This window comes from Aminipila terrae, assembly GCF_010120715.1.
Lineage (GTDB): Bacteria > Bacillota > Clostridia > Peptostreptococcales > Anaerovoracaceae > Aminipila > Aminipila terrae.
The window spans coordinates 308,600-333,368 of the sequence record NZ_CP047591.1 but is presented as its reverse complement, the minus strand read 5'-3'; the positions used below and the strand labels follow the sequence as shown (position 1 = coordinate 333,368).

Annotated in this window: 26 protein-coding genes; all 26 read left to right on the top strand. The window is 38.5% G+C overall.

Features of this window, described 5'->3' with window-relative positions; all coding sequences use genetic code 11:
* Positions 1–21 precede the first annotated feature (21 nt).
* Entirely contained in the window at positions 22–804 is a 783-nt protein-coding gene (locus tag Ami3637_RS01590) for a hypothetical protein (protein ID WP_162361036.1), read from the top strand.
* 137 nt (positions 805–941) lie between these two features.
* Positions 942–1,682 (top strand): cell division ATP-binding protein FtsE, encoded by a 741-nt coding sequence (gene ftsE / locus Ami3637_RS01585; protein WP_162361035.1) that lies wholly within the window; start codon positions 942–944, stop codon positions 1,680–1,682.
* Entirely contained in the window at positions 1,675–2,568 is an 894-nt protein-coding gene (ftsX, locus tag Ami3637_RS01580) for a permease-like cell division protein FtsX (RefSeq protein ID WP_162361034.1), read from the top strand. Before ftsE ends, ftsX begins: the two co-directional genes overlap by 8 nt.
* A 21-nt stretch (positions 2,569–2,589) precedes the next feature.
* A complete protein-coding gene (locus Ami3637_RS01575) occupies positions 2,590–3,714 on the top strand; it encodes a murein hydrolase activator EnvC family protein (RefSeq protein WP_162361033.1) in 1,125 nt (374 codons plus the stop codon).
* A 27-nt stretch (positions 3,715–3,741) separates the two neighbouring features.
* The gene (gene recJ, locus Ami3637_RS01570) at positions 3,742–5,382 is read left to right on the top strand and encodes a single-stranded-DNA-specific exonuclease RecJ (protein WP_162361032.1); all 1,641 of its coding nucleotides are present in this window, start codon (positions 3,742–3,744) and stop codon (positions 5,380–5,382) included.
* A 46-nt stretch (positions 5,383–5,428) separates the two neighbouring features.
* Complete coding sequence (locus tag Ami3637_RS01565) at positions 5,429–6,610, top strand: S41 family peptidase (protein WP_162361031.1); 1,182 nt, start codon at positions 5,429–5,431, stop codon at positions 6,608–6,610.
* 253 nt (positions 6,611–6,863) lie between these two features.
* Positions 6,864–8,114, top strand: coding sequence for a PocR ligand-binding domain-containing protein (locus Ami3637_RS01560; protein WP_162361030.1), 1,251 nt, complete (start codon positions 6,864–6,866; stop codon positions 8,112–8,114).
* Between the two features lie 31 nt (positions 8,115–8,145).
* Positions 8,146–9,189 carry a helix-turn-helix domain-containing protein gene (locus Ami3637_RS01555; RefSeq protein WP_162361029.1) on the top strand — a complete coding sequence of 348 codons (1,044 nt, stop codon included), beginning with the start codon at positions 8,146–8,148 and terminating at the stop codon, positions 9,187–9,189.
* A gap of 388 nt (positions 9,190–9,577) precedes the next feature.
* Complete coding sequence (pduB, locus tag Ami3637_RS01550) at positions 9,578–10,369, top strand: propanediol utilization microcompartment protein PduB (protein ID WP_162361028.1); 792 nt, start codon at positions 9,578–9,580, stop codon at positions 10,367–10,369.
* Positions 10,370–10,389: 20 nt separating this feature from the next.
* Complete coding sequence (locus Ami3637_RS01545; RefSeq protein WP_162361027.1) at positions 10,390–12,057, top strand: propanediol/glycerol family dehydratase large subunit; 1,668 nt, start codon at positions 10,390–10,392, stop codon at positions 12,055–12,057.
* 11 nt (positions 12,058–12,068) lie between these two features.
* The gene (locus Ami3637_RS01540; RefSeq protein WP_162361026.1) at positions 12,069–12,734 is read left to right on the top strand and encodes a propanediol/glycerol family dehydratase medium subunit; all 666 of its coding nucleotides are present in this window, start codon (positions 12,069–12,071) and stop codon (positions 12,732–12,734) included.
* 12 nt (positions 12,735–12,746) lie between these two features.
* On the top strand, positions 12,747–13,259 hold the full coding sequence (locus tag Ami3637_RS01535; RefSeq protein WP_162361025.1) for a diol dehydratase small subunit: 513 nt from the start codon (positions 12,747–12,749) through the stop codon (positions 13,257–13,259).
* 27 nt (positions 13,260–13,286) lie between these two features.
* Positions 13,287–15,104: a diol dehydratase reactivase subunit alpha gene (locus Ami3637_RS01530; protein ID WP_162361024.1), complete on the top strand. Its 1,818-nt coding sequence runs from the start codon at positions 13,287–13,289 to the stop codon at positions 15,102–15,104.
* A 2-nt stretch (positions 15,105–15,106) separates the two neighbouring features.
* The gene (locus Ami3637_RS01525; protein ID WP_162361023.1) at positions 15,107–15,466 is read left to right on the top strand and encodes a glycerol dehydratase reactivase beta/small subunit family protein; all 360 of its coding nucleotides are present in this window, start codon (positions 15,107–15,109) and stop codon (positions 15,464–15,466) included.
* Between the two features lie 13 nt (positions 15,467–15,479).
* The gene (locus Ami3637_RS17780) at positions 15,480–16,055 is read left to right on the top strand and encodes a BMC domain-containing protein (protein ID WP_279286681.1); all 576 of its coding nucleotides are present in this window, start codon (positions 15,480–15,482) and stop codon (positions 16,053–16,055) included.
* A 35-nt stretch (positions 16,056–16,090) separates the two neighbouring features.
* Entirely contained in the window at positions 16,091–16,369 is a 279-nt protein-coding gene (locus Ami3637_RS01515; RefSeq protein ID WP_216859248.1) for a BMC domain-containing protein, read from the top strand.
* 18 nt (positions 16,370–16,387) lie between these two features.
* Positions 16,388–17,056 carry a phosphate propanoyltransferase gene (gene pduL / locus Ami3637_RS01510; protein WP_202931076.1) on the top strand — a complete coding sequence of 223 codons (669 nt, stop codon included), beginning with the start codon at positions 16,388–16,390 and terminating at the stop codon, positions 17,054–17,056.
* A gap of 18 nt (positions 17,057–17,074) precedes the next feature.
* Positions 17,075–17,884 (top strand): flavoprotein, encoded by an 810-nt coding sequence (locus Ami3637_RS01505; RefSeq protein ID WP_162361021.1) that lies wholly within the window; start codon positions 17,075–17,077, stop codon positions 17,882–17,884.
* A 14-nt stretch (positions 17,885–17,898) separates the two neighbouring features.
* The gene (locus tag Ami3637_RS01500; RefSeq protein WP_162361020.1) at positions 17,899–18,168 is read left to right on the top strand and encodes a EutN/CcmL family microcompartment protein; all 270 of its coding nucleotides are present in this window, start codon (positions 17,899–17,901) and stop codon (positions 18,166–18,168) included.
* A gap of 13 nt (positions 18,169–18,181) precedes the next feature.
* Positions 18,182–19,195 carry a cob(I)yrinic acid a,c-diamide adenosyltransferase gene (locus tag Ami3637_RS01495; protein ID WP_162361019.1) on the top strand — a complete coding sequence of 338 codons (1,014 nt, stop codon included), beginning with the start codon at positions 18,182–18,184 and terminating at the stop codon, positions 19,193–19,195.
* A gap of 2 nt (positions 19,196–19,197) precedes the next feature.
* Positions 19,198–20,604 carry an aldehyde dehydrogenase family protein gene (locus Ami3637_RS01490; protein ID WP_162361018.1) on the top strand — a complete coding sequence of 469 codons (1,407 nt, stop codon included), beginning with the start codon at positions 19,198–19,200 and terminating at the stop codon, positions 20,602–20,604.
* A 15-nt stretch (positions 20,605–20,619) separates the two neighbouring features.
* Positions 20,620–21,207, top strand: a complete 588-nt coding sequence (locus tag Ami3637_RS18115) for an SLBB domain-containing protein (RefSeq protein WP_330586763.1) — start codon at positions 20,620–20,622, stop codon at positions 21,205–21,207.
* A 32-nt stretch (positions 21,208–21,239) separates the two neighbouring features.
* Positions 21,240–21,944: a 4Fe-4S dicluster domain-containing protein gene (locus Ami3637_RS18110; protein ID WP_330586762.1), complete on the top strand. Its 705-nt coding sequence runs from the start codon at positions 21,240–21,242 to the stop codon at positions 21,942–21,944.
* A gap of 34 nt (positions 21,945–21,978) precedes the next feature.
* Positions 21,979–22,851: a hypothetical protein gene (locus Ami3637_RS01480; protein WP_243158068.1), complete on the top strand. Its 873-nt coding sequence runs from the start codon at positions 21,979–21,981 to the stop codon at positions 22,849–22,851.
* 30 nt (positions 22,852–22,881) lie between these two features.
* Positions 22,882–23,430 (top strand): BMC domain-containing protein, encoded by a 549-nt coding sequence (locus tag Ami3637_RS01475; RefSeq protein WP_162361017.1) that lies wholly within the window; start codon positions 22,882–22,884, stop codon positions 23,428–23,430.
* 82 nt (positions 23,431–23,512) lie between these two features.
* On the top strand, positions 23,513–24,742 hold the full coding sequence (locus Ami3637_RS01470) for a phosphotransferase (protein ID WP_162361016.1): 1,230 nt from the start codon (positions 23,513–23,515) through the stop codon (positions 24,740–24,742).
* Positions 24,743–24,769 lie beyond the last annotated feature (27 nt).

Here is a 24,769-nt window from a genome sequence, read left to right as displayed (position 1 = left end):
AAATATAGAGGAGGAAATTTAATGAACAGGATTTTTGTAAGAGAACAGTACGATGAAGAATACTGTTCTGTTAAAAGTAGATTTAAAATAGGAGTTATGGGTATGGGGCAGGCAGTGGGTACAAGCTTTGTGGCCACTGCAATTGCAAAAGAATTGTCAAAAGAAAAGGAGAAACATATAGCCTATCTGGAGGTAAACCGTAATATTGACAAAACATTTCTTTATGACAGTTTAGGTATGGACAAAAGATTTGCCGGAAGAAATTTTTTTGACTTTTATACTGAGACTGCCCAGGGAAAAAGTATAACAGGGATGGTTAATCTGGATGAACATATTAACTGGGCATTATGTATTCCAGAAAATGTTATGACTACCGGGAAAAGAGTTTTAGAAAATATTGAACTGTGCAGAATGATTAATAACATAGAAGGAAACTACATTATTTGTGACATTACATCATGTGATAAACTGGAACAGATTTTAAAGGAGATGGATGTGATTGTGTTTGTAATCGATCCAATACCATCAAAACTAATAAGAGCATATGAATCCCTCTGTCTAATAAAGAAATGCCAGCTTTCCGGCCAGAAAATTGTATGGGCAGTAAATAAATATAATGCTGGTATTAATAAAAGAGAATTTAGTGATTTTGTAAAATTAAAGCAGTTTATTAAAATCCCATTAATTCCTCAGGAAGAAATTTATCTGGCAGAATATAACTGTAAGCTTCCATATAGTGTGAAATCAGTGAAAGCCTTGTTAAATGAGCCTATAAGGCAAATTCTTCACATAATCGACAATTAAATGTAATACTTTTGTAATAAAGGTTACTATTTAAAAAAGAGTAAATTTGCGTTATAATAAAAAGCAGTGCTATATGTAATTTTATGTAGAACAATAGATATTTTTGATGATAAATAGCAACCGGGAGGTTACCCTATATGATAGTTTTTAAAAACGTTACTAAGACCTATAGAACAAATATAGGTTTAGATAATGTTAGTGTTAAGATAGATAAAGGTGACTTTGTCTTTCTGGTAGGCCCCAGTGGGGCAGGAAAGTCTACTTTTATTAAACTTATTCTGAAAGAAATAGATGCAGATTCAGGCAGTATCAAAGTAAATGGAACAGAAATAACAACTTTATCTAACCGGAAAATTCCCAAGCTGCGGCGAAGTACGGGGATTGTTTTCCAGGACTTCAGGCTTTTGCCTAAAATGACGGTTTATGAAAATGTGGCATTTGCCATGGAAATTATTCATATGAGTTCCAGAGCCATTAGAAGACAGGTTCCCCAGGTGCTTAGTCTGGTGGGAATCAGCAACAAAGCAAATAAATATCCCGATGAACTGTCTGCTGGTGAACAGCAGAGAGTTGCCATAGCCAGAGCTATAGTAAATAATCCAACTGTACTTATTGCGGACGAGCCTACGGGAAATCTGGATCCGGATACAGCCTGGGAAATCATGAGGCTTTTAGAACAGATTAATCTAAGAGGTACTACTATTGTTATGGTAACTCACGCCAAGGATATTGTAGATAAAATGGGAAAAAGGGTTATTGTAATTGAAAAAGGCAAAATTGTGAGAGATGACGTAGGTGCTTATCTGAAAGAAGAGGATACCCCGAAACATAAACATACGGGTATGTATATGGGAGGTGTGTTTGGCAACCATGTTTAATAGCATAAGATATACACTGAAACAGGCGTTTATTCAGGTTTTCAGAAATAGAAATATGAGTCTGGCTTCCGTTTTTTCCATTACAGCTATGATGCTGATATTGGGTCTGTTTTTTGTTTTAATTGTAAATATCAATATGGCAGCAGAGGCCGCAAAGCAGGAATATGATACAGTTCAGGTGTATTTATTAGATACTACTACATATGATCAGGCCCAGGATATGATTTCACAAGTGAAAGGACTTCGGGGTGTAGCTGATGCAACTTATCTTTCTAAAGAGGACGCTCTTGCAGATTGGAAGGCTGACTGGGGAGAACGGGCATATCTGCTGGATTCTTTAAATGGTAATCCTCTTCCAAATTCCGTAATGGTTAAGGTAGATTCCCTGGAAACATCCGATACTGTTGTAGATGCTTTAAAAAAATATGATGGAGTAGAGGATGTTAAGTACTATAAAGAGACAGTTGAGAAATTAGTTAAAATTACAGATGCCATTCAGATAGCCGCGTTGATTATTATGGTTTTCTTAGTGGTTGTTTCTGTTGTAGTCGTTTCAAATACTATTAAACTTACCGTTCTGGCAAGATCAAGAGAAATCAGGATTATGAAGTATGTAGGTGCAACCAACTGGTTTATACGGGGACCGTTTTTACTGGAAGGTATTATAATAGGAATGATTTCTGCCGGGGTCTCCGCGGGAATAGTCGCATTTGTATATGGTAAAATTGTTGGACTGATAGGAAGGGATTTATTCCTGATTCTGTCCACCCCAATGGTTTCACAAAGCTTTTTGACAGTAAATTTAATTTATATTTTCTTGGCTATAGGTGTAAGCATCGGAGCTTGTGGAAGTATTGTTTCCATGAGAAGGTTTTTAGACACATAGAAAAGGATGGAGGATTTACATATGAGAAAAGTGATATCATATACTTTAGTATTTGTGCTGGTCTTTTCATTTGGGACTTTAGGTCTTACCTATGCTGGAAGTTCGGCACAGAATAAACTGGATGATGTTAATGACCAGCTAAGCAGCGTTAAGAGTCAGCTGCATGAAGGAAAAAAACTTGAAAATTCATTAAATAAGGAAATACAGAATCTGGAAGGAAAAATCAATGCTTCACAGGCGGAGATTGATTCTTTAAACGGAAATATAGCAGCAACACAAAATAAAATAACGGAAGCTCTGGCACAATTGGATCAGCTGGAAAAGAACATGGACGTGCAGAATAATAATCTGAACGGCCGATTGAGAACCATGTACAAAAATGGATCTGCAGGATTTATTGATGTGCTTCTGGGCTCCACCAGCGTAACGGATCTTATGACAAATCTGGACCGGGTTCAGCGAATTTATGACAGTGATAAACAACTGATGGAACAACTTCAGGAAGAACACAATCTGATAGATGCTCAGAAGAAAAACTTATTAAATCTTCAATCCCAACTGGTTGCATCAAAAGAAGAAGCAGCACAAAAGAAGGAAGATTTAACTGAAAATCAGTCTGCTGTTGCAGATAAGAAGGCACAGGTTGCAAGCAATAATGATGCACTGGAGGATATGGAGCAATCATTCCTGGCCGAAGCCAACAGATTGAAGGCAGAAATTCTAGCATCCCAGAGTACGGGAACTACATATAAAGGTGGAACCATGCAATGGCCCGCTCCAGGTGTTACCAAGATTACTTCACCTTTCGGATACAGAATCCATCCTATTCTTAAAGTTAAAAAACTCCATACAGGTGTTGATATTGGTGCACCGTCGGGGACTACCATCGTTGCAGCCAATGCAGGAACCGTTATTAAGGCAGGATGGAATAACAGCTACGGCAATATGATTATGATTGACCATGGTGGCGGAATTGTTACTCTGTATGCCCATAATTCCAGTTTGTTGGTGAAAGCCGGAGATGTAGTTTCCAGAGGACAGGCTATTTCAAAATCCGGTTCAACAGGACAGTCTACTGGGCCGCATCTTCATTTTGAAGTTCGTGTAAATGGTAACTATGTAGATCCACAATCTGGATGGATCTAAAATTTAAGAATACATAAAAGGCGACAAATGAATAAAATAAATCCGATAATAATAGAATTATTAAATAAAAGAGGCATTTCAGAAGAAAATGAAATACTTGAATTTTTGTCGGACAAACCACAGAAAACTTATGATCCATTCCTGCTTCACGATTTAGAAGCGGGAGTGGATTTAATATTGTCCGCAATAAAAGAAAAAAAGAGAATTTGCATATATGGGGACTATGATGCAGACGGGATAACATCTGTAAGTATCCTATGGCAGTTTTTATCCAATTTTAATGCAGACCTGATTTATTATATCCCTTCCAGATTTAATGAAGGATATGGTTTAAACAAAGAAGCGATTACTAAGATTAAAGAAATGGGCACAGGATTAATTATAACTGTAGACTGTGGCAGCACTTCTTATGAGGAGGTAGAGTTTGCCAAGGAATCAGGTATGGACATAATGGTAACGGATCATCATAGCATAACAGACAATGTGGCAGACTGTATATTGATTAATCCAAAGCACCCAGAGTGTAAATATCCATTTAAATATTTAGCTGGTTGTGGAGTTGCTTTTAAACTGGCTCAGGGAATCCAAAGAAAAGCCCAGCTATCAAAGAGAACTGTAAATGAACTTTTAGACTTAGTTGCAATTGGAACCATTGGTGATATTGTTCCTTTAATCAATGAAAACAGGACTTTGGTAAAATACGGAATGAACATAATAAAGGAAGGGCATAGAAAAGGCCTTGGACAGTTGATTAAAGATATTTCCCTGCATGCTGAAAAAATTAAATCGGATCATATTGCATTTGGGATTGTGCCTCATTTAAACGCTGCAGGACGTATGCTAGATGCAAAAATTGGTGTTGAACTGATGAAAAGCAAAGATCAGGCAGTGATGCAGACTATTGCAGAAGAGTTGATTAATAATAACCGGCAGAGGAAGAAGGTTCAGGAAGACACCTTTATAAAATGTGAGGAAATTATCTTGAAAGATCATGGGGATGATTTGTTTTTCATTATAAACTGCCCAGATGCTCACGAAGGCATTTCTGGAATTGTAGCCGGAAAGCTGAAAGACAAATATCATAAACCTACAATGATATTAACCCCTACAGGCGATGGTTATTTAAAAGGTACTGGAAGAAGTATAAAAAATATTAATCTGTATAATATTCTAAAGGAGCAGGAAAAATTATTTGAGAGATTCGGAGGCCATGCAGGAGCATGTGGACTCCTGATGAAAGTTGAAAACCTACAAGGCTTTCGTGATGGTATTTCTGAATCCATGAAAAAAATCCTCGAAACAAATCCTGATATTTTTCAGGAAGATATGGAAATTGACTTAGCTTTAAATGGAAATGATCTGACTTTTGAACTGATATATGAGTTAGAAAGATTAGCCCCATTTGGAAACTTAAACGAAAAACCCTATGTGGCCTTAACAAATATAATCATAAAAAATCTGCATTACATGGGAAGTGAAGATAAACATGCAAGGTTTTCTGCTTACTGTAATGATGGCGCTATCGTTCAGAGTGTTATTTTTAATAAGGCAGCTGAATTAAAAGAAAAGCTTACCAGTGAAAAGACAGTAACACTTTTAGGAAGTCCAGATATATCAGAATGGAATGGTACAAAAAAAATACAATTTTTGGTCAACGATATACAATAGCTATGTTAAAATATAGAGATATATAAATAAATTGCGGAGGCAAAATATGATGCAGATAAAAAGACGTAACCTGGTTATAATGATAATTATTGCTGCACTTTTAGGAAGTTTCGTTACTTTTGCAGGGATTACATTTATACCCGGTAATACGGTGAGAATAAGCAGGGAAGATTATGATTTATATAAGACAATTATCAACAGATATGCTAAAGTGGAAGCACTTTATGAGACCTTAAACAAATACTATTATAAAGATCTGGATCAGAATAAACTGATTCAGGGAATGTGTTATGGATTATTTGAGGGAACAGGAGACCCTTATACTAATTACATGTCCAAAGAGCAATATGATAATTTTGTCATTAAAACTACAGGAAAACTGGAAGGAATAGGGGTTACAGTTGGTGCTAACACCGATGGGTATATTGTTGTTGTTTCAACCATTAAAGGTAGTCCGGCAGAGGATGCAGGAATTAAAACCGGGGATTTAATTATTGCCGTGGATGATGTGGCTTATAAGGGCTCACAGCTGGACCTGGCAGTGGCAAATATGAGAGGAAAAGCCGGCTCAAAAGTTAAAGTGACTTATTTAAGGGATGGAAAAAGTATTAGTGTGAATTTAACACGAGAAAAAATAAAGCTGAATTCTGTATTTGCTCAGACCCTGGATCATAATATCGGATATATTTACATCAGTAGTTTTGAAACAGATACAGCAGCAGAGTTTAAAAAAGAATTACACGGCTTTGAAGTAAAAGGAGTATCTGGATTAATCATTGACCTTAGAAATAATGGTGGCGGTGTTGTTGAAAGTGGAATAGAAGTTGCAGATCAGTTACTGGATGAGGGAGTTCTGGCGTATACAGAAGGAAAAGCACAGGAACGTACCTATATGAAAACTAAAGAAGGAAAGACTTCGCTACCATATGTGCTTTTGATTAATGGCGGAACTGCCAGCACTTCTGAAATTGTATCTGCAGGGATTAAGGATAATAAGGGCGGTAAAATAGTTGGAACCAAGTCTTTTGGAAAAGGTATCATTCAATCTATGGCACCGCTGAAAGATGGAGATGCTATTAAGATTACCATTGCCCAGTATTTTTCGCCAAAGGGTAAGGTAATACAGAAAATTGGTGTTGAACCAGATTATGTAGTGGAACTACCCGAAAATAGTAAGGTCGATACTCAGTTAAATAAGGCTATGGAATTGTTAACGAAAAATAAATAGGAAACGAATTATAAATCACGTAGGAAAAATAAGAAATTTTCTTACGTGATTTTTTATATATAAATAAAAAACTAAGATATCAAATTTAAAATAAAAGAATCAATCAGACAAAAAATTACCCTTTCAGGCATTCTTTATACATTGTGGAAAGGTATTTTTTTGTTATAATATTAAATATACATTACATGATAAAAATGGATTGTAATCCTCGATACATTTTGAATAGATAAAACAAGTGAATAGGGGGAGGAAAATGGAAATAATCAAATCAATCTATGATATAGTGGATATTGATGCTCTACAGGAAATGCAGGACAATTTTGCAGAAGCAGTGGGAATGGCTTTTATTGCAGTTGATTATAAAGGTAATCCCGTAACGAAACAAAGCGGGTTTACAGAGTTCTGCGCCAGAGGCCGGAAATATCCTGAATTCATGGGGTTATGTTATCAATGTGATGCTCATGGCGGACTGCATGCGGCTATTTCAGGAAAGCCTCATATTTATATATGCCATGCGGGATTGATAGATTTCGCAGTTCCTCTTATGTATGAAGGTGATTATTACGGGGCCATAATGGGAGGACAGATTAGTACAAATTATGAAGATGCTGATACTGAAAGAGAATTGGAAAAGGTAATTGACAGAAAATCCAACTGGAAAGACAAATCTGAACTTGTTGAAACCTATACAAAAGTGAGAAGTATTTCTTTTAACCGGATTGAAGCCGTAGTGACCCTAATGTTTGAACATGCCTGCAGTTTAATGGAACAGGGACATTTAAAACGGGTCAGAGAGGAGTTAGAACTTAAAAGTTCTGAAGTATTGGAAGAAAAAAGCAGGAGAGTTGAACTGGAAAAGAGTTTAAGAGAAAATCAACAGTGTATTTCAACTGGTGCTCTAAAGTCGGTATCACTCTTTTCAAGTCTTAGTGTAATTTCCAGATTGGCATATATTGAAGATGCTAAAAAAACAGAGAATGCCATTTATGTTTTATCGGATATGCTCCGGTATACATCAGAAAAAAGAAACAGCCAGATAAGTACTTTAGGTGAAGAACTTACCTATGTAGAAAACTATCTGAAGATGCAGCGCATACGCCTGGAGGACAGATTAAGGTACGAAATTGATGTGGAAGAAGACTTTTACAGTGTGGCCTGCCCATATATGATGATACAGCCAATCGTAGAAAACTCCGTTGAATATGCTGTTGAACCGAGAAAAGAAGGAGGCATTATAAAAATTACCTGTTTACAAAAAGGAGGAGATCTGGTGGTATCTATAGAAGATAATGGATTTGGGATTTCAAGAGATACCATTGAAAATATAATCAATGAAGATTTTGCCATGATGGCAGAAATAGACAGATATGATTTATATAATATTAATAAAAGTTTAATCGGATTGTTTGGGAAAAAGTATAGATTAATCATAGAAAATGTACCAGATGGTACGGGTACCATTGTAAAATTAAAATTACCTGTCAAAAGTAATTTAGTAAAATAATTGTGATGTCTGAACACTTGGAGGTATGAAGATGTGTAAAGTACTTGTGGTCGATAATGATAGGATTGAAAGACATGTTACAAGGGAAGTTTTAAACAGAAATTTCGATTCTATTGATTATGTTTATGAGGCAGACAACAATGACGAGGCATTTAGCATGCTATGTGAAAGCAAGATTGATCTGATTATATCAAATATGGCTTATTCAGGTATAAAGCTAATGAAGATGGTCAACTTTGCCAAGCACAAGAATCCCAAAACCGGAATAATTCTGACAACAGCAAAGAGTGAACGGGAAGTAGCTCATACGGTTCTAAAATTAAAAGCAGATGGGTATTTATTAAAACCTTTCAGCCCGGATTTATTATTATCTGCAGCAAGACCCTATATCATCAAAAGAGATATAGAAATAGATGAAGAAAAACATACCCGGACTGATGAGGCAATAAAGCAATTAAAAGCAGGCATAAGAGCCCATTTATATAAGAAATGCATTGATGTGGCAAAAATTTATCTGGATGTTGTATATGATGAAGAGAATGATATCAATGAGCGATGTGATATGGTAGTGGGATACCTTCAGGGCATTACAGATATAGCGGTGGAATATAAACTGGGTATAACCGAGATGCTGAATACAGTCACTCGGGAAGTGAAGTTAAAGTTTGATAAGTATGGGCTAAGATATAATACTTATTTATTGATTACCGATGTTATCACCCAATTATTTGATGAGTTAGACCAAGACTATTATTATACGGATGATGTAATTAAAGTTTTAAATTTCATAGACAGAAACATAAAAGGCGGTATTACCCTGGAGGAAGCAGCGGAATACATAAATATGAGTTCCTGTTATTTCAGTAAATTATTTAAGAAAGCAACCAAACGAAATTTTATTACATACGTTACGGACAGCAGGATTGAATTAGCCAAAGAAATGTTACGATATACAACAATGCCGATTATAAATATAGCTTATGAGCTGTCTTATAATGAGACGAATTATTTTAGTAAGGCATTTAAAAAGAAGGTAGGTGTAACTCCTACAGAGTATAGGGAGCAGTTTTTATAACAAAATAAATATAAAACACACGGTACTTTTTTATAAAGTATGGTGTGTTTTTTTTTGACAAAAACATAAAGAAAAATTTCTGAATTTAAGAAAATATGCCTGTAATTTTTAAACCTGAAATAACAAGAAAGTACATTGATAATTATTGCAGGTCAAAAAATTCCTTATGGACAGTTTAGAAATTTTTAAACAATATATTACATGACATCATCAAGAAAATCCATCGTGTTTTTATTTTTCTTTTAATATAATACCCAGTAATAGCAGAGCACCTGAAATCAGAAGACATAGGGAATGCTGATAAAAAATTGCAAGTCAGCGTTGAATTAGTTTTTATATTCAATAAAAGTATTGCAATATATAAAAATCTAATATGGAGGTATTTTAGATGAAAGATGAATTGATGAGCAAGATTGTTGAAGAAGTGATGAAGAAGGTTGATACCAATGAGATGCCAGCTTCAGGTGCTTGTACGGCAGGCTGCTGCGGACTGACAGAATTTGTTGGAACTGCCATTGGACACACCATAGGTTTAGTTATTGCTAATGTGGACCATCAGATTCATGAAAAAATGGACATTGATGCCAAGTACCGTTCAATTGGTATTGTAGGGGGAAGAACAGGAGCAGGCCCCCAGATCTTTGCTGCAGACGAGGCTGTTAAAGCTACAAACAGTGATATTTTAAAAATTGAGCTTCCAAGAGATACGGAGGGCGGCGCAGGACACGGTTCACTGATTATCTTTGGAGCTGAAGATGTATCTGATGTAAGAAGAGCTGTTGAAGTGTGTCTGAAAGATCTGGACAGAACTTTTGGCGATGTATATGGTAATGCAGCAGGCCATCTTGAATTCCAGTATACAGCCAGAGCAAGCTACGCTTTAAATAAAGCATTTGGAGCGCCAATTGGAAAATCATTTGGTATTACGGTGGGGGCACCGGCAGCCATAGGTGTGGTACTTGCAGATACAGCAGTTAAAGCGGCAACTGTTGATGTAGTTGGATATGCCAGTCCTGCTAATGGGGGCACCAGCTATTCAAATGAAGTTATTTTACAGTTCTCAGGAGATTCCGGTGCTGTGAAGCAGGCAATTATTGCAGCCAGAGATGTAGGTATGCAGTTACTTGGGACTTTAGATGATGGACCATTAAATTCAACAACAACACCATACATCATATAAGATAAGGAAGGAGCAAGAGAATGAAAAGATCAAAAAGATTTGAAGTATTAGCCAAAAGGCCGGTCAATCAGGATGGTTTTGTAACAGAATGGCCAGAAGTTGGTTTGATTGCAATGAACAGTCCTTTCGATCCTAAACCAAGTATTAAAGTTCAGGATGGAAAAATTGTAGAATTAGACGGAAAAGCAAGAGCTGATTTCGATATGTTGGATACCTTCATAGCAGACTATGCAATAAAAGCTGCAAATGCAGAAAAAGTAATGGCTATGGATTCATTGGAAATAGCAAGAAAATTGTGTGACATTAATGTACCACGAAAAGAAATATTAGATTTAACTTTATCCATGACACCTGCAAAGATTGTTGAAGTGGTTGGCAAAATGACCGTTCTGGAGATGATGATGGCTGTAACCAAAATGAGAGCCAGACTCATTCCGAGCAATCAGTGTCACGTGACAAATGTAAAAGACTCTTTTGTGCAGATTGCTGCAGATGCTGCAGAAGCTGCATTAAGAGGTTTTGACGAGCAGGAAACTACAGTAGGAGTCGCAAGACTTGCTCCGTTTAATGCCATGGGCATCTTTATTGGAGCACAGGTAGGCAGGCCTGGAATTCTTACCCAGTGCGCAGTAGAAGAAGCTACGGAACTGATCATGGGTATGAGAGGTTTTACTACATATGCAGAAACTGTTTCAGTATATGGTACGGAACCAGTATTTATGGATGGAGATGATACTCCGTACTCAAAGACATTTCTGGCATCAAGTTATGCATCAAGAGGTCTGAAAATGCGTTTCACATCCGGCACAGGGTCAGAAGTACAGATGGGATATGCGGAAGGTAAGTCCATGCTTTATTTAGAAGCCCGATGCCTTTATATAACAAAAGGAGCAGGCGTTCAGGGAATCCAGAATGGTTCCGTAAGCTGTGTGGGTGTTCCCGGCGGTGTTCCAGGAGGAATACGGGCTATTTTAGCTGAGAATCTGATCGCTATGGCTCTTGATCTGGAATGTGCGTCATCAAATGACCAGACCTTTACCCATTCAGATTTAAGACGATGTGCCCGATCCCTGATGCAGATGGTTCCGGGAACAGATTTTATCTGTTCCGGTTACAGTTCCACTCCAAACTATGACAATATGTTTGCAGGGTCAAACTGGGATGCTGAAGATTATGACGACTGGAACATTATCCAGAGGGATTTGAAAATTGACGGTGGTCTTCAGCCAGTTAATGAAGAAGAAGTTGTAGCAGCAAGAAATAAGGCAGCAAGAGTTATGCAGGGGCTGTTCAGAGAACTGGGACTTCCTGAAGTAACGGATGAGGAAGTTGAGTGTGCTACTTATGCCCATGGAAGCCAGGATATGCCAGATCGTGATCAGGCCGCAGATATTAAGGCTATTGAAGACATGATGGCAAGGAAAATAACAGGTGTAGATTTTGTCAAGGCACTGAACGGAGCTGGATTCCCAGATGTTGCTGACAGTATATTTAAGATGCTTAAGCAGAGAGTTGCTGGTGACTATTTACATACATCTGCCATTCTGGATGATAAGTTCCATGTTATAAGCGCAGTAAACTATCCTAATGATTATCGTGGGCCACAAACAGGATATCAGATCAGTGATGCCAGATGGGAACAAATTAAAAATATTCCTAATGCTGTCAGTCCAGAAGATGTGAAATAGGAGGTGGAAGTATGGCACTTGATGAAAGAATGTTAAAGAGCATTATTGAAGATGTATTGAAAGAAATGAATATAGATGCAGTCTCACAGGAAACTAAGCCAGTGGTTTCAGCTGCTGCAAACCCTGAAAGTAAGCTTGTTCTTACAGAAATGGGAAATGCAGAGAAGGGAACTTTACCAAATGAAGTTGTCATTGGTGTAGCAGCTGCATTTGGTACATATCAGACAAAAACAATCACGGGTATCCCTCATGATAAAGTACTTAAAGAGATTATTGCAGGTATTGAAGAAGAAGGAGTTAAGTACCGGGTTGTAAAAGTATACAGAACTTCCGATGTTTCTTTTGTAGCTCATGATTCTGCCAAGATCAGTGGTTCAGGAATAGGTATAGGTATTCAGTCAAAAGGTACAACTGTTATTCATCAGAAAGATTTATTCCCTCTTGCTAACCTTGAGCTTTTCTCGCAGGCACCGCTTATCGATCTGGATACATTCCGTAAAATTGGTAAAAATGCGGCAAAGTATGCTAAGGGTGAATCGCCTTCACCGGTTCCTGTTCGAAATGACCAGATGGCAAGACCAAAATATCAGGCTATTGCAGCGCTTCTTCATATCAAAGAGACGGAACATGTGGATATGAACAAGAAGCCACAGATTTTAAAAGTAGAATTTAAATAGGAGGGGCTTTTTATGGATCAGGAAATAATGATGAAACAAATAGTTGAAGAGGTTATGAAAGCAATGGCTGGTGTTCCGGCGGCTGGAAAGACAGCTGATATCTGTCAGTCCTCTAAGATTACCGCAGTAAATTATCCCCTTGGTGAAAAAATGGCAGATCAGATTTATTCCCCAACGGGTAAAAAGCTGGCAGAAATGGACCTTGATCAGATTTTAAACGGTCAGCTGACCTCAGAAGATATGAGAATTGCTCCTGAGACCTTGGAAATGCAGGCTCAGGTTGCGGAATCGGTGGGAAGAGATGCCTTTGCAGGAAATCTCAGAAGAGCAGCAGAACTGATTGCTGTTCCTGATGACAGGCTTCTGGAAATATACAATGCACTGAGACCATATCGTTCAACGAAACAGGAGCTTTATGATATTGCAGAAGAATTAGAAAATAAGTATGACTGCAAAGTCAATGCAAAGCTTGTGAAAGAAGCAGCAGAAGTATATGAAAAAAGAGGGAGACTTAAGAGAGATTAATTTTTCTTAGCCCCAATGGAGGACTTTATGAAGATTATTGCGGGTATAGACATAGGAAATGCTACTACAGAAACAGCTATTGGAAAAATACAGAATGGTAAAGCAGATTTTCTTGCCAGTGGTATCGTTCCTACAACCGGAATAAAAGGAACCTCAGCTAATATCAGTGGATTGTTTAAATCACTCACAAATGCTTTAGATGAAGCAGGATTAAAATTAGAAGATCTGGATGAAATAAGGGTAAATGAAGCTGCTCCGGTTATCGGAGATGTAGCCATGGAAACCATAACAGAAACGATTATTACAGAATCTACTATGATAGGCCATAACCCGGAAACACCCGGAGGATTGGGTGTGGGAGCAGGTGAAACAGTTCTGATTACAGAGTTAGGCCGCGTAACTGGAGGCAGAAACTACATAGTAGTGATTCCATCTTCTGTAGATTTTGAAAAGGCTGCAGAAGAAATCAATAAGTTCTCTGGCAGTAAGAATATTACTGCAGCTATTGTTCAGAAGGACGATGGAGTCCTGATTAACAACAGGTTAAACAAGAAAATTCCTATTGTAGACGAGGTGGAACTTGTGGATAAAGTCCCCCTTGGAATGTTCTGTGCAGTTGAAGTTGCCGGCGCAGGCAGCGTGGTTGAAGTTTTATCAAATCCTTACGGGATTGCAACGATGTTCAATCTGGATTCGGAAGAGACAAAACAGGTAGTACCCATTGCAAGAGCGCTGATAGGAAATCGTTCAGCAGTTGTAATAAAAACCCCTGAGGGAGATATAAAGGAAAGAAGAATTCCGGCAGGAACCATAGAAATCATAAGTTCACACAAATCCATCAAAGTTGATGTTGATGAAGGATCAGAAAAAATCATGGAAGTAGTAAATACAGTTCCTGAAGTAGAGGATGTAAAAGGTGAACCAGGAACCAATGCAGGAGGTATGCTGGAAAGAGTAAGGCAGGTTATGTCTAATCTGACGGGACAGCACCCACAAAGTATAAAAATAAGGGATTTGCTGGCAGTGGATACCTTTACTCCGCAGAAAGTCCAAGGTGGCTTAGCCAATGAGTTTTCACAGGAAAGTGCAGTAGGAATAGCTGCCATGGTGAAGGCAAATAAACTTCAGATGGAGAAAATTGCTGCAGAACTAACAGATAAAATAAACGTACCTGTTAAAGTGGGAGGGGTTGAAGCGGATATGGCTATAAGAGGTGCGCTTACTACGCCGGGGACCAGTGAGCCCCTTGCCATACTGGATATGGGGGCTGGATCAACGGATGCCTCTATTATAACGCCTAGCGGAAGAATAACTTCCATTCATTTAGCAGGTGCAGGGAATATGGCTACTATGCTGATTCAGTCTGAAATGGGATTGCAGGATTTTAATACGGCGGAAGATATAAAAAAATATCCTTTAGCTAAAGTAGAAAGCTTGTTTCATATCAGGCATGAAGACGGAACGGTAGAATTCTTTGAGAAACCTCTGGATGCAAATGTGTTTGCGAAGGTTGTAATTCTGAAAGAGGGAGAAATGATACCTCTGGAAGGGAATTACTCTATCGAGAAAATAAAGCTAATAAGAAAGGCTGCAAAGGAAAGGGTTTTTGTGACAAATGCTATTAGAGCTTTAACAAAAGTGAGTCCTACCAATAATGTCAGGGACATACAGTTTGTAGTTCTGGTTGGAGGCTCAGCCTTAGACTTTGAAATACCTCAGCTGGTTACGGATGCACTGGCACAGTACAGGGTCGTATCCGGAAGAGCCAACATAAGAGGGACTGAGGGGCCAAGAAATGCAGTAGCTACGGGCTTAGTACTGTCGGTAGCCGGGAAAGATGGTTGATTATGTTAATAAGTGAAGGATCAAAACCGGCAATTATGATTCATGTAAATGAAAAGTTTGGCGGTGAAAATATTCTGGACCAGATATGCCACGGCATTGAAGAAGAAGGAATACCTTATGAGGTAAAAGTGGTAAATGGCAGGGACCATATCGCAATGGCGTACGAAGCCTGTCAGACTTCCAGACTGGGAGTTGGAATAGGCATAACAGAAGGCTATATCGCTTTACATTATGAGAAATTAGAAGCAGAGTCTCCACTCTTTTGTATATCCACTCATGAGGACATGGAAAAGATCCGGTCTATGGGAACAAATGGTGCCAGACTGGTGAAAAGGATGCCATTTAAAAATTTACGGGAATAAGCAGGCGGCAGGTTTGCAAGGAGGTGAACTGGTAATGCTAAAAAGCCTCGGTTTAATCGAAACCATAGGTCTTACTGCAGGTATAACTGCAGCAGATGCAGCTGTAAAATCTGCAAATGTTACTTTAGTGGGTTACGAGCTGGCTAAAGGATCAGGAAGGACTGTAATTAAAGTAGAAGGAGATGTGGGGGCAGTAAAAGCTGCAGTAGAAGCAGCCTGTGCAGCTGCTTTACAAGTAGGAAAGATTGCTGGAACCAAAGTGATAGCCAGACCGTCGGCAAGCCTGGAATCTCTGATACGAAACAGGGATACAGTTGGATATACAGCAGAGTGTGTGACAAAGCAGGATACACAGAAAGATCCATGTTTTGAATCAGAAGTAAAAGCGGAAGATATTCTAAAACCTGTAGAACCTGAAAAGGCTGAAGAAACAGGAGAGACTCCGTCAGTACAAGGAGCTTCCGAAACAGATATCGATGTAGAATCTGCAAAGCCAGATAATCAGAGAGTACAGGAGAAAAAATCAGACGAAAATCCGCAAGAGGTTCAAAAAAAGAATGTTAAAAAAAACAGCAAGACTAAAAAATAGGATTATTTAAATGAAATATGTTAAAGGAGGATTTTATCATGAATGAAGCATTAGGAATGATTGAAACAAAAGGATTAGTTGGTGCAATTGAAGCAGCAGATGCTATGACTAAATCAGCAAATGTGAAACTGATTGGATATGAAAAGATTGGTTCTGGATTAGTAACTGTGATGGTAAGAGGAGACGTAGGAGCTGTAAAGGCGTCTGTGGATGCAGGTGCCTGTGCCGCTGCCAAGGTTGGGGAAATTGTATCTCAGCATGTTATTCCAAGACCTCATACGGATGTTGAAAATCTTCTTCCAAAAGGTCTTTAAAAAAGATAGGAGAAGAATATGAGTACCTTGAATATAACCAATGAAGAATTAGTCAGAATGGTTACAAAGTTGGTAATCGAGGAACTCTCGGCTAAGAGCATAAAAATTCCAATTGGCATATCTAACCGCCATGTTCACCTGGATAGAAAAGATATGGATGTTCTTTTCGGTAAATACTCTGAACTTACCCCAGTAAAGAAATTAAAACAGCCAGGTCAGTATGCATCAGAAGAAGTAGTAACATTAAAAGGTCCTAAAGGTCAATTTGAGAAAGTAAGAGTTTTAGGACCTTTAAGAAATCAGACTCAGATAGAAATATCTTTGAGTGATACTTATGTTCTTGGTGTTAAGGCTCCTATAAGGAAGTCAGGAGACCTGGAAGGCACACCTGGTATGGAAATAATAGGTCCCAAAGGGAGAGTAGAGAAAATCCAGGGGACCATTGTGGCGGAAAGGCACATCCATATGCCTCCACGTATAGCCGGAACACTTGGTCTGAAAAACGGGGACCGGGTCAGTGTGGAGGCAGGAAATGAAAGAATGGCAATATTCAAAAATGTCCTGCTCAGAGTTTCAGAAAAAGATGCACTTGAAATGCATCTTGATATGGATGAGGCTAATGCAGTCCATGTTAAAAATAATGAAAATGTGAAGATTGTTGAATCGATATTAGAAAATAAAGGATGACATTTAGATGGTGGTATTATGTCAAGAGATAATTTGGAAAATGCTATTTACGAGGTTCTGATATCATACATTGCCGAAAAAGTAACAGAAAAGATAGCCATGTATCATAAAAAAGCTTTAGTTGTTTTTACGGGTTCGTTGATGAATTTTGATGAAGCAATGAAAAACTTAAAAAAGCTAAGAGAGGATGGACTTATTTTTGAAGTATTTTTATCGGAGAGTGCCGGATATCTTTTAGATTTATCTAAAATTCAGGAAAACCTGCAACCTGTAGAAATTTATCAAAGCAGTCAGAAACTGCCGGAACAACTGGCAAAAGATTTTGAGACAGTTATAGTCCCGACAATGACCATAAATACAGCAGCAAAATTAGCCTGTTGTATAGCAGATACACCTGCTTCAAGGCTGATTTCCAGCGCTATGATGCGGGAGAAAAATGTGATTATTGGTATAGATGGATGCTGCCCAGATAATAAAGAACGTGTTGCAAAAGGTTATAAAATGACAGAGTCATTAAAAGCTCAACTAAGAGATTACATGAAAAAAATAGCTTCTTACGGAGCATATTTAACTACTCTTGAAAACTTATATGATAGCACTAAAAGGAAAGTACTGCATCTGGGACCGGGAGGCGGAACCTTCATTGAAAATAAGGGAGATGCTGGTGAGAATGCTGGATGCATGGTACTTTCCAAAAAAGTAATCGGAAACGTAGATATATTATTAAATGCCGGGTGCCGAGTAATTAAGGTTAACAGGGATGCCCTTGTAACTACATTGGCAGAAGAGACTGCCCGGGGAAAAAAGATACAGTTAATTAGGGAATGAAACAGGTGGTTAATATGTATTTAGCAAAAGTAGTTGGAACTGTAGTTTCAACCCGTAAAGATGACAATCTGACAGGAAACAAGATGTTGCTGGTTAAAGAATTATCAGACACCATGGAGATTGTTGGTAGAACTGAAATCGCAGTTGATACAGTAGGTGCCGGAACGGGAGAAACCGTTATTATTTCCAAGGGCAGTTCAGCCAAATATGCACTGGGAAATCCTACGACTCCAGTTGATGCAACTATTGTTGGAATTGTAGATTCTGTAGAAATAAATATATAGGATGTGATGAATTTTGGCAAACTTATACACCAAAACGGGAGATAAGGGCCAGACTGGATTAGTAGGCGGGTCCAGGGTACCTAAGGACAGTCCCAGGGTAGAGTGCTATGGTACCCTGGATGAGGCAAATTCCATGCTGGGCCTGGCATATTCACTAACAGAACACCCTTATATAAAAGAATGTATATGTGGCATCCAGAAAAAACTGTTTGTTCTTGGGGCAGAGCTGGCAAGTGATGAAAAGGGAATATCCCTTTTAAGAAATAACATCTCTGAGATGGATGTAACAGCGTTAGAGGACATTGTGGATAAATGTACGGAGACCACGGGGAAACAGACTGAATTTGTCATCCCAGGAGTAAATAGTGCTTCGGCAGCAATGCATGCAGCAAGGACCATAATACGAAGAGCCGAAAGAGCTGTAATTTCTGCCAGAAGGCATGAAAATATCAGAGAAATTTTAATTCAATACATAAACAGGCTGTCTGATGCAGTATATGCACTAGCCAGGCTGGAAGAAACCTATGTGAAGCAGAAGGAAGTTAAAGCCACAGTAGAAGAAGCCGTAAAAAAGTCTATGGAGAAAGCTGGTCTATGGAAAACCGCCAGTGAGAACAGGCCCTTTAGTTTAGAAACCATAAAACAGATGGCTCAGTATGCAGAGGATAAGGCCCGAGAGATAAATGTGCCCATGGTGTTTTCTGCGGTAGATCAGGGAGGAAACTTATTACTGCTTCACAGAATGGAGGACTCCCTTTTAATCAGTATAAAGGTTTCTATAAGTAAAGCTTATACAGCAAATGCGCTAAAGATGCCCACAGATCAGCTGGCAGATTTAATAGTACCCGGTGCAGAATTCTATGGACTTCAAAATCTTAACGAGGGAAAGATCATTGCTTTTGGAGGAGGAATTCCATATAAAGTAGAGGATAAAGTGGTAGGTGCTATTGGTGTGAGCGGCGGAAGTGCGGAAGAGGACAGGGCAATTGCACAATTTGCATTAAAGCAGGTTTCAGGAGGTCAGTAAAAATGAATATAGATGTAAACATGGTAGAGGCATTGGTAAAAAAGGTAATCAACAGTGTAAATGAAAATGCCTCATCATTAAATGAAGATTATAGTTACGGAATATTTGAAAATATGGATGATGCAGCAGAGGCTGCGGCTGTGGCACAGAGAAAATATCTGGGTTGCAGCATGTCAGAAAGAGCAAAATACGTGCAGGTAATCCGTGATGTAGTCTTAAAGAAAGAAAATCTGGAGCTGATATCCCAGATGGCAGTTGAAGAAACAGGTATGGGAAAGTATGAACATAAACTGGTTAAAAATTCTTTAGCAGCCACAAAGAGCCCAGGAATTGAAGACTTAACCACAGAGGCAATGACTGGTGATGATGGACTGACCATTGTAGAATACTCCCCTTTTGGTGTAATTGGTGCAATAGCTCCAACTACCAATCCAACAGAAACTATAATCTGCAATTCGATCGGCATGCTTGCGGCAGGAAATTCTGTTATATTCAGTCCTCATCCAAGAGCAAAAAATGTATCACTGACATTAATAAAAATGATTAATAAAGGGCTTGAAGAGGCTGGAGCACCCAGAAATCTTATTGTAACAGTAAAAGAACCTTCCATTGAAAATACAAACAAGATGATGGAAAATCCTAAGGTAAGAATGCTTGTTGCAACAGGAGGCCCTGCTATTGTTAAAACGGTACTTTCAAGCGGGAAAAAAGCAATTGGAGCAGGAGCAGGAAATCCTCCTGTAGTGGTGGATGAAACTGCTGATATAGAAAAAGCAGCCTCTGATATTATTGCAGGATGTAGCTTTGACAACAATCTGCCATGTATAGCAGAAAAAGAAGTGATAGCAGTAGATTCAATTGCAGATTATCTGATTTTTAATATGAAAAAATCTGGAGCTTATGAAGTGAAAGACTCCGCTCTCATAAGGCAGCTGGAAGGGTTGGTCATAAATGAAAATGGTGGCCCGAAAACAAGCTTCGTAGGGAAAAGCGCACAGTACATACTTTCCTATGTGGGAATTCAGGTAGGTCCGGAAATAAAAGTAATTATTATGGAAACACCAAGAGAACACCCCTTTGTACAAACGGAGCTGATGATGCCTATACTGCCTGTGGTACGTGTAAATGACGTTGATGAAGCCATTGAGCTGGCCATTCAGGCAGAGCATGGCAACAGGCATACGGCTATGATGCATTCCAGAAATGTAGATAAACTTACTAAGATGGCTAAATTGATACAGACAACTATTTTTGTTAAAAATGGCCCTTCTTATGCAGGTATTGGAGTAGGTGGCGAAGGCTATACAACCTTTACTATTGCAGGTCCTACAGGAGAGGGCCTTACATCTGCAAAGTCTTTTGCCAGAAAACGAAGATGCGTACTTGTAGGAGGATTAGATGTAAGGTAAAGGTGAGGTAGCAGTATGGAAAAAAGTTTGACAGCTTTGGCAGAACAAGCGGGGATTGTAGGCGCAGGAGGTGCAGGATTTCCCAGCCATGTAAAGTACAATGCAAAAGCTGAATATGTAATTGTCAATGGTGCAGAGTGTGAACCTTTACTCAGAGTGGACCAGCAACTGATGGCCAAGGAGGCTGAAAAACTTCTTGCAGCCCTGCAGTTAATCGTTAATCATGTAGGGGCCAGGGAAGGGGTTATAGCATTAAAAAGAAAATACCATGATGCAGAAGCCGCATTAAGGGCTCTGCTAAAGAATTATCCTAAGTTAAAATTGTATTTTCTGGATAACTTTTATCCGGCAGGGGATGAGCAGGTAGTGGTGTATGAAGTTACTGGAAGAATTGTACCAGAAGGTGGAATACCTTTAAATGTAGGAGTTATTGTTACAAATGTAGAAACGGCAATCAATGTTTACGAGGCGTGTGTCAATGGGCAGAATGTAACGGATAAATATTTAACGGTTACAGGGGAGGTAGTAAACAGAATAACGGTGAAAGTTCCTCTGGGAATAACGGTGAAAGAGGCTATTGATTTAGCTGGGGGCCAACAGTAAAGGATTATGTAATTATAAATGGAGGCCCCATGATGGGAAAACTCATTTCCCAGGATGATGTAATTACAAAAACTGTAAAAGGGCTTATTGTACTGCCTGAAAATCACTCTTTAGTTAACAGTTTAACTAAGGATGTATCCCATATGATGCGGGAAGCAAAAACTGCATGTATGCATTGCAGCCTTTGTTCAGAAGTATGCCCGAGGGGTTTGTTAGGTCACCGGATTGAACCTCATAAACTGATTCGTATAGCAAGTTATGGGAAAGTCTGTGACAGTAAAGTGACACCAGTGAATGCGTTTCTGTGCTGCGGATGCAGGTTATGTGAATATGCCTGTGTGCAGAATCTGCAGCCTTGGAAAATAAACGGAATCTTAAAAGGTGAAATGGCAAAAGCAGGGATAAGGAATTCTCTTAATAATAAACCAGAAAAATCAGCAGCTTTCAGGGAATATAAAAAGTTTCCTGTCAATAAACTGATTGCCAGATTAGGGCTTAGTTCCTATGATAAGCCGGCACCAATGGTTCCTTTAGAAAAAAAGTTTAGCAATGTATTCATTCCATTGAAGCAGCATACTGGTGTACCGGCAGAGCCTGTGGTAAAAGTAGGAGACTTAGTAAGTAAAGGCGATTTAATAGGAAAAATTTCTGAAGGAAAACTAGGAAGTAATATTCATGCCAGTATGTCAGGGACGGTTACGAGTGTAGGTACTGACAGTATTAGTATACAGGTATAACAGGATTCAATTTAAGAAAAGGAAGGAACAGCGTATGGAAAATTTACAATGGTTACTGGTAATAGCAGCTTTTGGTGGAGGAGTAATTGGCGCATATATTGGAGCTCTTCCGGCATTTATATTGACAGGGCTTATTGCTATAGCAGGAGGTACAGCTGCTTTGGCAGGAGCAACGGATGTGACAGTTGGATTTGTGGCTTTTGGCGCATATTTAGGGCCACATGTAGCCTTTGCAGGTGGTGTTGCCGCTGCTGGCTATGCATGTAAAACAAAAAAACTTGGAAGTGGTACGGATATATTATCCTCTTTATACGGAACGGGAGATCCCATGACTCTTCTTGTAGGTGGCATCTTTGGATTAGCAGGTATGCTGATATACCAGTTTTTTGCAGCCATTAATCTTCCGTCAGACTGGCCGGGAACCACCGTTGTCATACTTGCAGTTATAACCAGACTGATGTTTGGATCAACGGGCCTTACTGGGAAATATGAAGGGGAAGGCAGAAGAGAATATTTTACAGGTGGAAAAGGGTTTTTCTGCAATGTAGTGCTGGGATTGGGTATCGGTGCTGCCGTTGGTTTTGTTTCTGCACAGATGTTAAATGTGGGAACAGACCCGGCACTTATGAGATCCTTTCCAATTGTTTGCTTTGGTATAGCAGCTGCTTCTCTGATATTCACCCAGACTGGATTTGCCTGCCCGGCTACACATCATATAGCTTATCCTGCAGCCTGTGCTGCAGTGTGGTCCGGGAATCCGGTTATGGGAGTCATTTTCGGAATATTGGGGGCTGTTGTGGGTGACTTTATCTTAAAGACATTTAACAGTCATTGTGATACTCATATAGATCCTCCTGCGACAACTATTATGATATTAATGTTTGCAGTTACGATATTATTTGCTTAATTAATTTATTTATGAAAGAAGAGGTAGCTCATGGGACAATCAATTGGCTTAGTAGAATTAAAGAGTATTCCCGTAGGAATGGAAACTGCAGATGAAATGCTAAAAGCGGCCAGTGTGGAATTGCTTCTGGCAACGCCAATATGTCCGGGAAAATACATAATTATTGTTGAGGGCAATGTAGGCGCTGTAAAGAATTCAGTGAAAGCAGGAGTGGGAAAAGCAGAAACCTTTTTAGTAGGATATCACATTATAAATAACGTACATGAATCATTGCCTGCTGCAATTTCGGGGACAGCCGAAATTAACCATGTCTCCGCATTAGGTATTATTGAAACTATTTCTGCATTGACAGCAGTTACAGCTGGAGATATTGCAGCAAAGGCCTCCAATGTCAGGTTAATGGAGATCAGAATAGCAAGAGGACTGGGGGGAAAAGGATTTTTGATTTTTACAGGAGAAATTTCATCTGTAAAATCTGCACTTAACTCATGCTTAAATGAATTGAAAGAAACGGGAGAAATAACCAGTTATAGTATGATTTCTTCCCCACACGAAGATTTGATTAAGAGTATTATGTAAATGAACAGGGTCTATATGGACGATGTAGACCCTGATATTTTAAGAAATCAGGGTATTTATGTTTATACTAACCAGATATAACGTGATCGATTATCTAAAACAAAATACAGATATTCTATGTGGTGCTGAAAATATTAATTCCAGGGCTTTTGAAAACAAAGACTCAGAAAGTGGCAGCGGGGATGGATATGTTAATTTTGTTTTTTGTGTAAGCTATTATATTAATAATAAAAATAAATCCGTTGTAATAAAACAGGCAAGGCCTTATTCCAAACACATTCCACTGGAATTGCCAGCAGAAAGAAATAAACTGGAGTATGAAGCAATCCGGGTAAAAAGAGCTTTAGTTCCAGAATATCTCCCAGAATTATATTATCTAGATGAAAAAAATCATATTTTTATCATGGAATCTTTTACTGAATGGAAGATTCTCAGGTATCAGTTCAATAAAATGAAAAAGCAAAAGAAGCTAGCTGAAAAAATAGGAGAATTTCTGGCAGTATCTAATTTCTTTACTTCAGAAATATATCTGGAAACAGGTCTGTTCAGAAAAATTGAAAGGGCTTTTTGTAACTGCGCTATGAGGCAGATTATGGAGAATGGCATTTTTATCCCGGAATTCCAACCTATAGGAGAAGTTGTGAATCGAAATAATGATCCAGACCTTTATGCCATTTCCAGAAATATCTGGGAGGACAGGGAAACTATAGCCCAGTGTTATGTTATGAGAGATATTTATATGCATAAAGGTGAATGCCTGATTCACGGAGATTTTCATACTTCCAATATTTTTATTAAAGATGACAAAATGAAAGTAATCGATATGGAATATGCATTTATTGGACCCTATTCATATGATCTGGGGTATCTGATTAATAATTTTATCTCACAATATGCAGCATGCCCCTTTAAACCAGAAAAAAGGGAGGGTCAGTCTGGTGATTTCGCCAATTACCTGCTGGAATCTATTAAAGAAATATACATTTCATATGTAAAAATATTCGATACCCTCTGGGATAGATTTGGCAAAGCAGCATATAGTTTTAGTCGTGAATACAGGAAGGAAATCTATGTTAATCTGTTGCAGGAGATGCTGGGGTTTGCAGCAGTTGCAAATATCTCCAGAATTACTGTGCTGACAGGGTTTCCCGATTTTGACATAATAGAGGATAGGGAAAAGCACATTCATGCAAAACGTTTGTCCTTGATTATCAGCCAGTATTTACTTAAAGAAAGGAAAAAGTATACAGATATTGACCATGTGATTAAGGACATGGAGTTTATTTCAAAAGGATATCTTTTATATGTATAAAAAATAATAACCTTCTTAAAACTTTTA

Excerpts from the sequence above, each read along its gene's own strand:
- Ami3637_RS01490 (WP_162361018.1), top strand. The coding sequence starts at position 19,198 with ATGAATATAGATGTAAACATGGTAGAGGCATTGGTAAAAAAGGTAATC.
- recJ (WP_162361032.1), top strand. The coding sequence starts at position 3,742 with ATGAATAAAATAAATCCGATAATAATAGAATTATTAAATAAAAGAGGC.
- Ami3637_RS01535 (WP_162361025.1), top strand. The coding sequence starts at position 12,747 with ATGGATCAGGAAATAATGATGAAACAAATAGTTGAAGAGGTTATGAAA.
- Ami3637_RS01530 (WP_162361024.1), top strand. The coding sequence starts at position 13,287 with ATGAAGATTATTGCGGGTATAGACATAGGAAATGCTACTACAGAAACA.
- Ami3637_RS01565 (WP_162361031.1), top strand. The coding sequence starts at position 5,429 with ATGATGCAGATAAAAAGACGTAACCTGGTTATAATGATAATTATTGCT.
- Ami3637_RS01500 (WP_162361020.1), top strand. The coding sequence starts at position 17,899 with ATGTATTTAGCAAAAGTAGTTGGAACTGTAGTTTCAACCCGTAAAGAT.
- pduL (WP_202931076.1), top strand. The coding sequence starts at position 16,388 with ATGAGTACCTTGAATATAACCAATGAAGAATTAGTCAGAATGGTTACA.
- Ami3637_RS01560 (WP_162361030.1), top strand. The coding sequence starts at position 6,864 with ATGGAAATAATCAAATCAATCTATGATATAGTGGATATTGATGCTCTA.
- Ami3637_RS01475 (WP_162361017.1), top strand. The coding sequence starts at position 22,882 with ATGGGACAATCAATTGGCTTAGTAGAATTAAAGAGTATTCCCGTAGGA.
- ftsX (WP_162361034.1), top strand. The coding sequence starts at position 1,675 with ATGTTTAATAGCATAAGATATACACTGAAACAGGCGTTTATTCAGGTT.
- Ami3637_RS01590 (WP_162361036.1), top strand. The coding sequence starts at position 22 with ATGAACAGGATTTTTGTAAGAGAACAGTACGATGAAGAATACTGTTCT.
- Ami3637_RS01540 (WP_162361026.1), top strand. The coding sequence starts at position 12,069 with ATGGCACTTGATGAAAGAATGTTAAAGAGCATTATTGAAGATGTATTG.
- Ami3637_RS01545 (WP_162361027.1), top strand. The coding sequence starts at position 10,390 with ATGAAAAGATCAAAAAGATTTGAAGTATTAGCCAAAAGGCCGGTCAAT.
- pduB (WP_162361028.1), top strand. The coding sequence starts at position 9,578 with ATGAAAGATGAATTGATGAGCAAGATTGTTGAAGAAGTGATGAAGAAG.
- Ami3637_RS18110 (WP_330586762.1), top strand. The coding sequence starts at position 21,240 with ATGGGAAAACTCATTTCCCAGGATGATGTAATTACAAAAACTGTAAAA.
- Ami3637_RS01525 (WP_162361023.1), top strand. The coding sequence starts at position 15,107 with ATGTTAATAAGTGAAGGATCAAAACCGGCAATTATGATTCATGTAAAT.
- Ami3637_RS18115 (WP_330586763.1), top strand. The coding sequence starts at position 20,620 with ATGGAAAAAAGTTTGACAGCTTTGGCAGAACAAGCGGGGATTGTAGGC.
- Ami3637_RS01555 (WP_162361029.1), top strand. The coding sequence starts at position 8,146 with ATGTGTAAAGTACTTGTGGTCGATAATGATAGGATTGAAAGACATGTT.
- Ami3637_RS01575 (WP_162361033.1), top strand. The coding sequence starts at position 2,590 with ATGAGAAAAGTGATATCATATACTTTAGTATTTGTGCTGGTCTTTTCA.
- ftsE (WP_162361035.1), top strand. The coding sequence starts at position 942 with ATGATAGTTTTTAAAAACGTTACTAAGACCTATAGAACAAATATAGGT.
- Ami3637_RS01505 (WP_162361021.1), top strand. The coding sequence starts at position 17,075 with ATGTCAAGAGATAATTTGGAAAATGCTATTTACGAGGTTCTGATATCA.
- Ami3637_RS01480 (WP_243158068.1), top strand. The coding sequence starts at position 21,979 with ATGGAAAATTTACAATGGTTACTGGTAATAGCAGCTTTTGGTGGAGGA.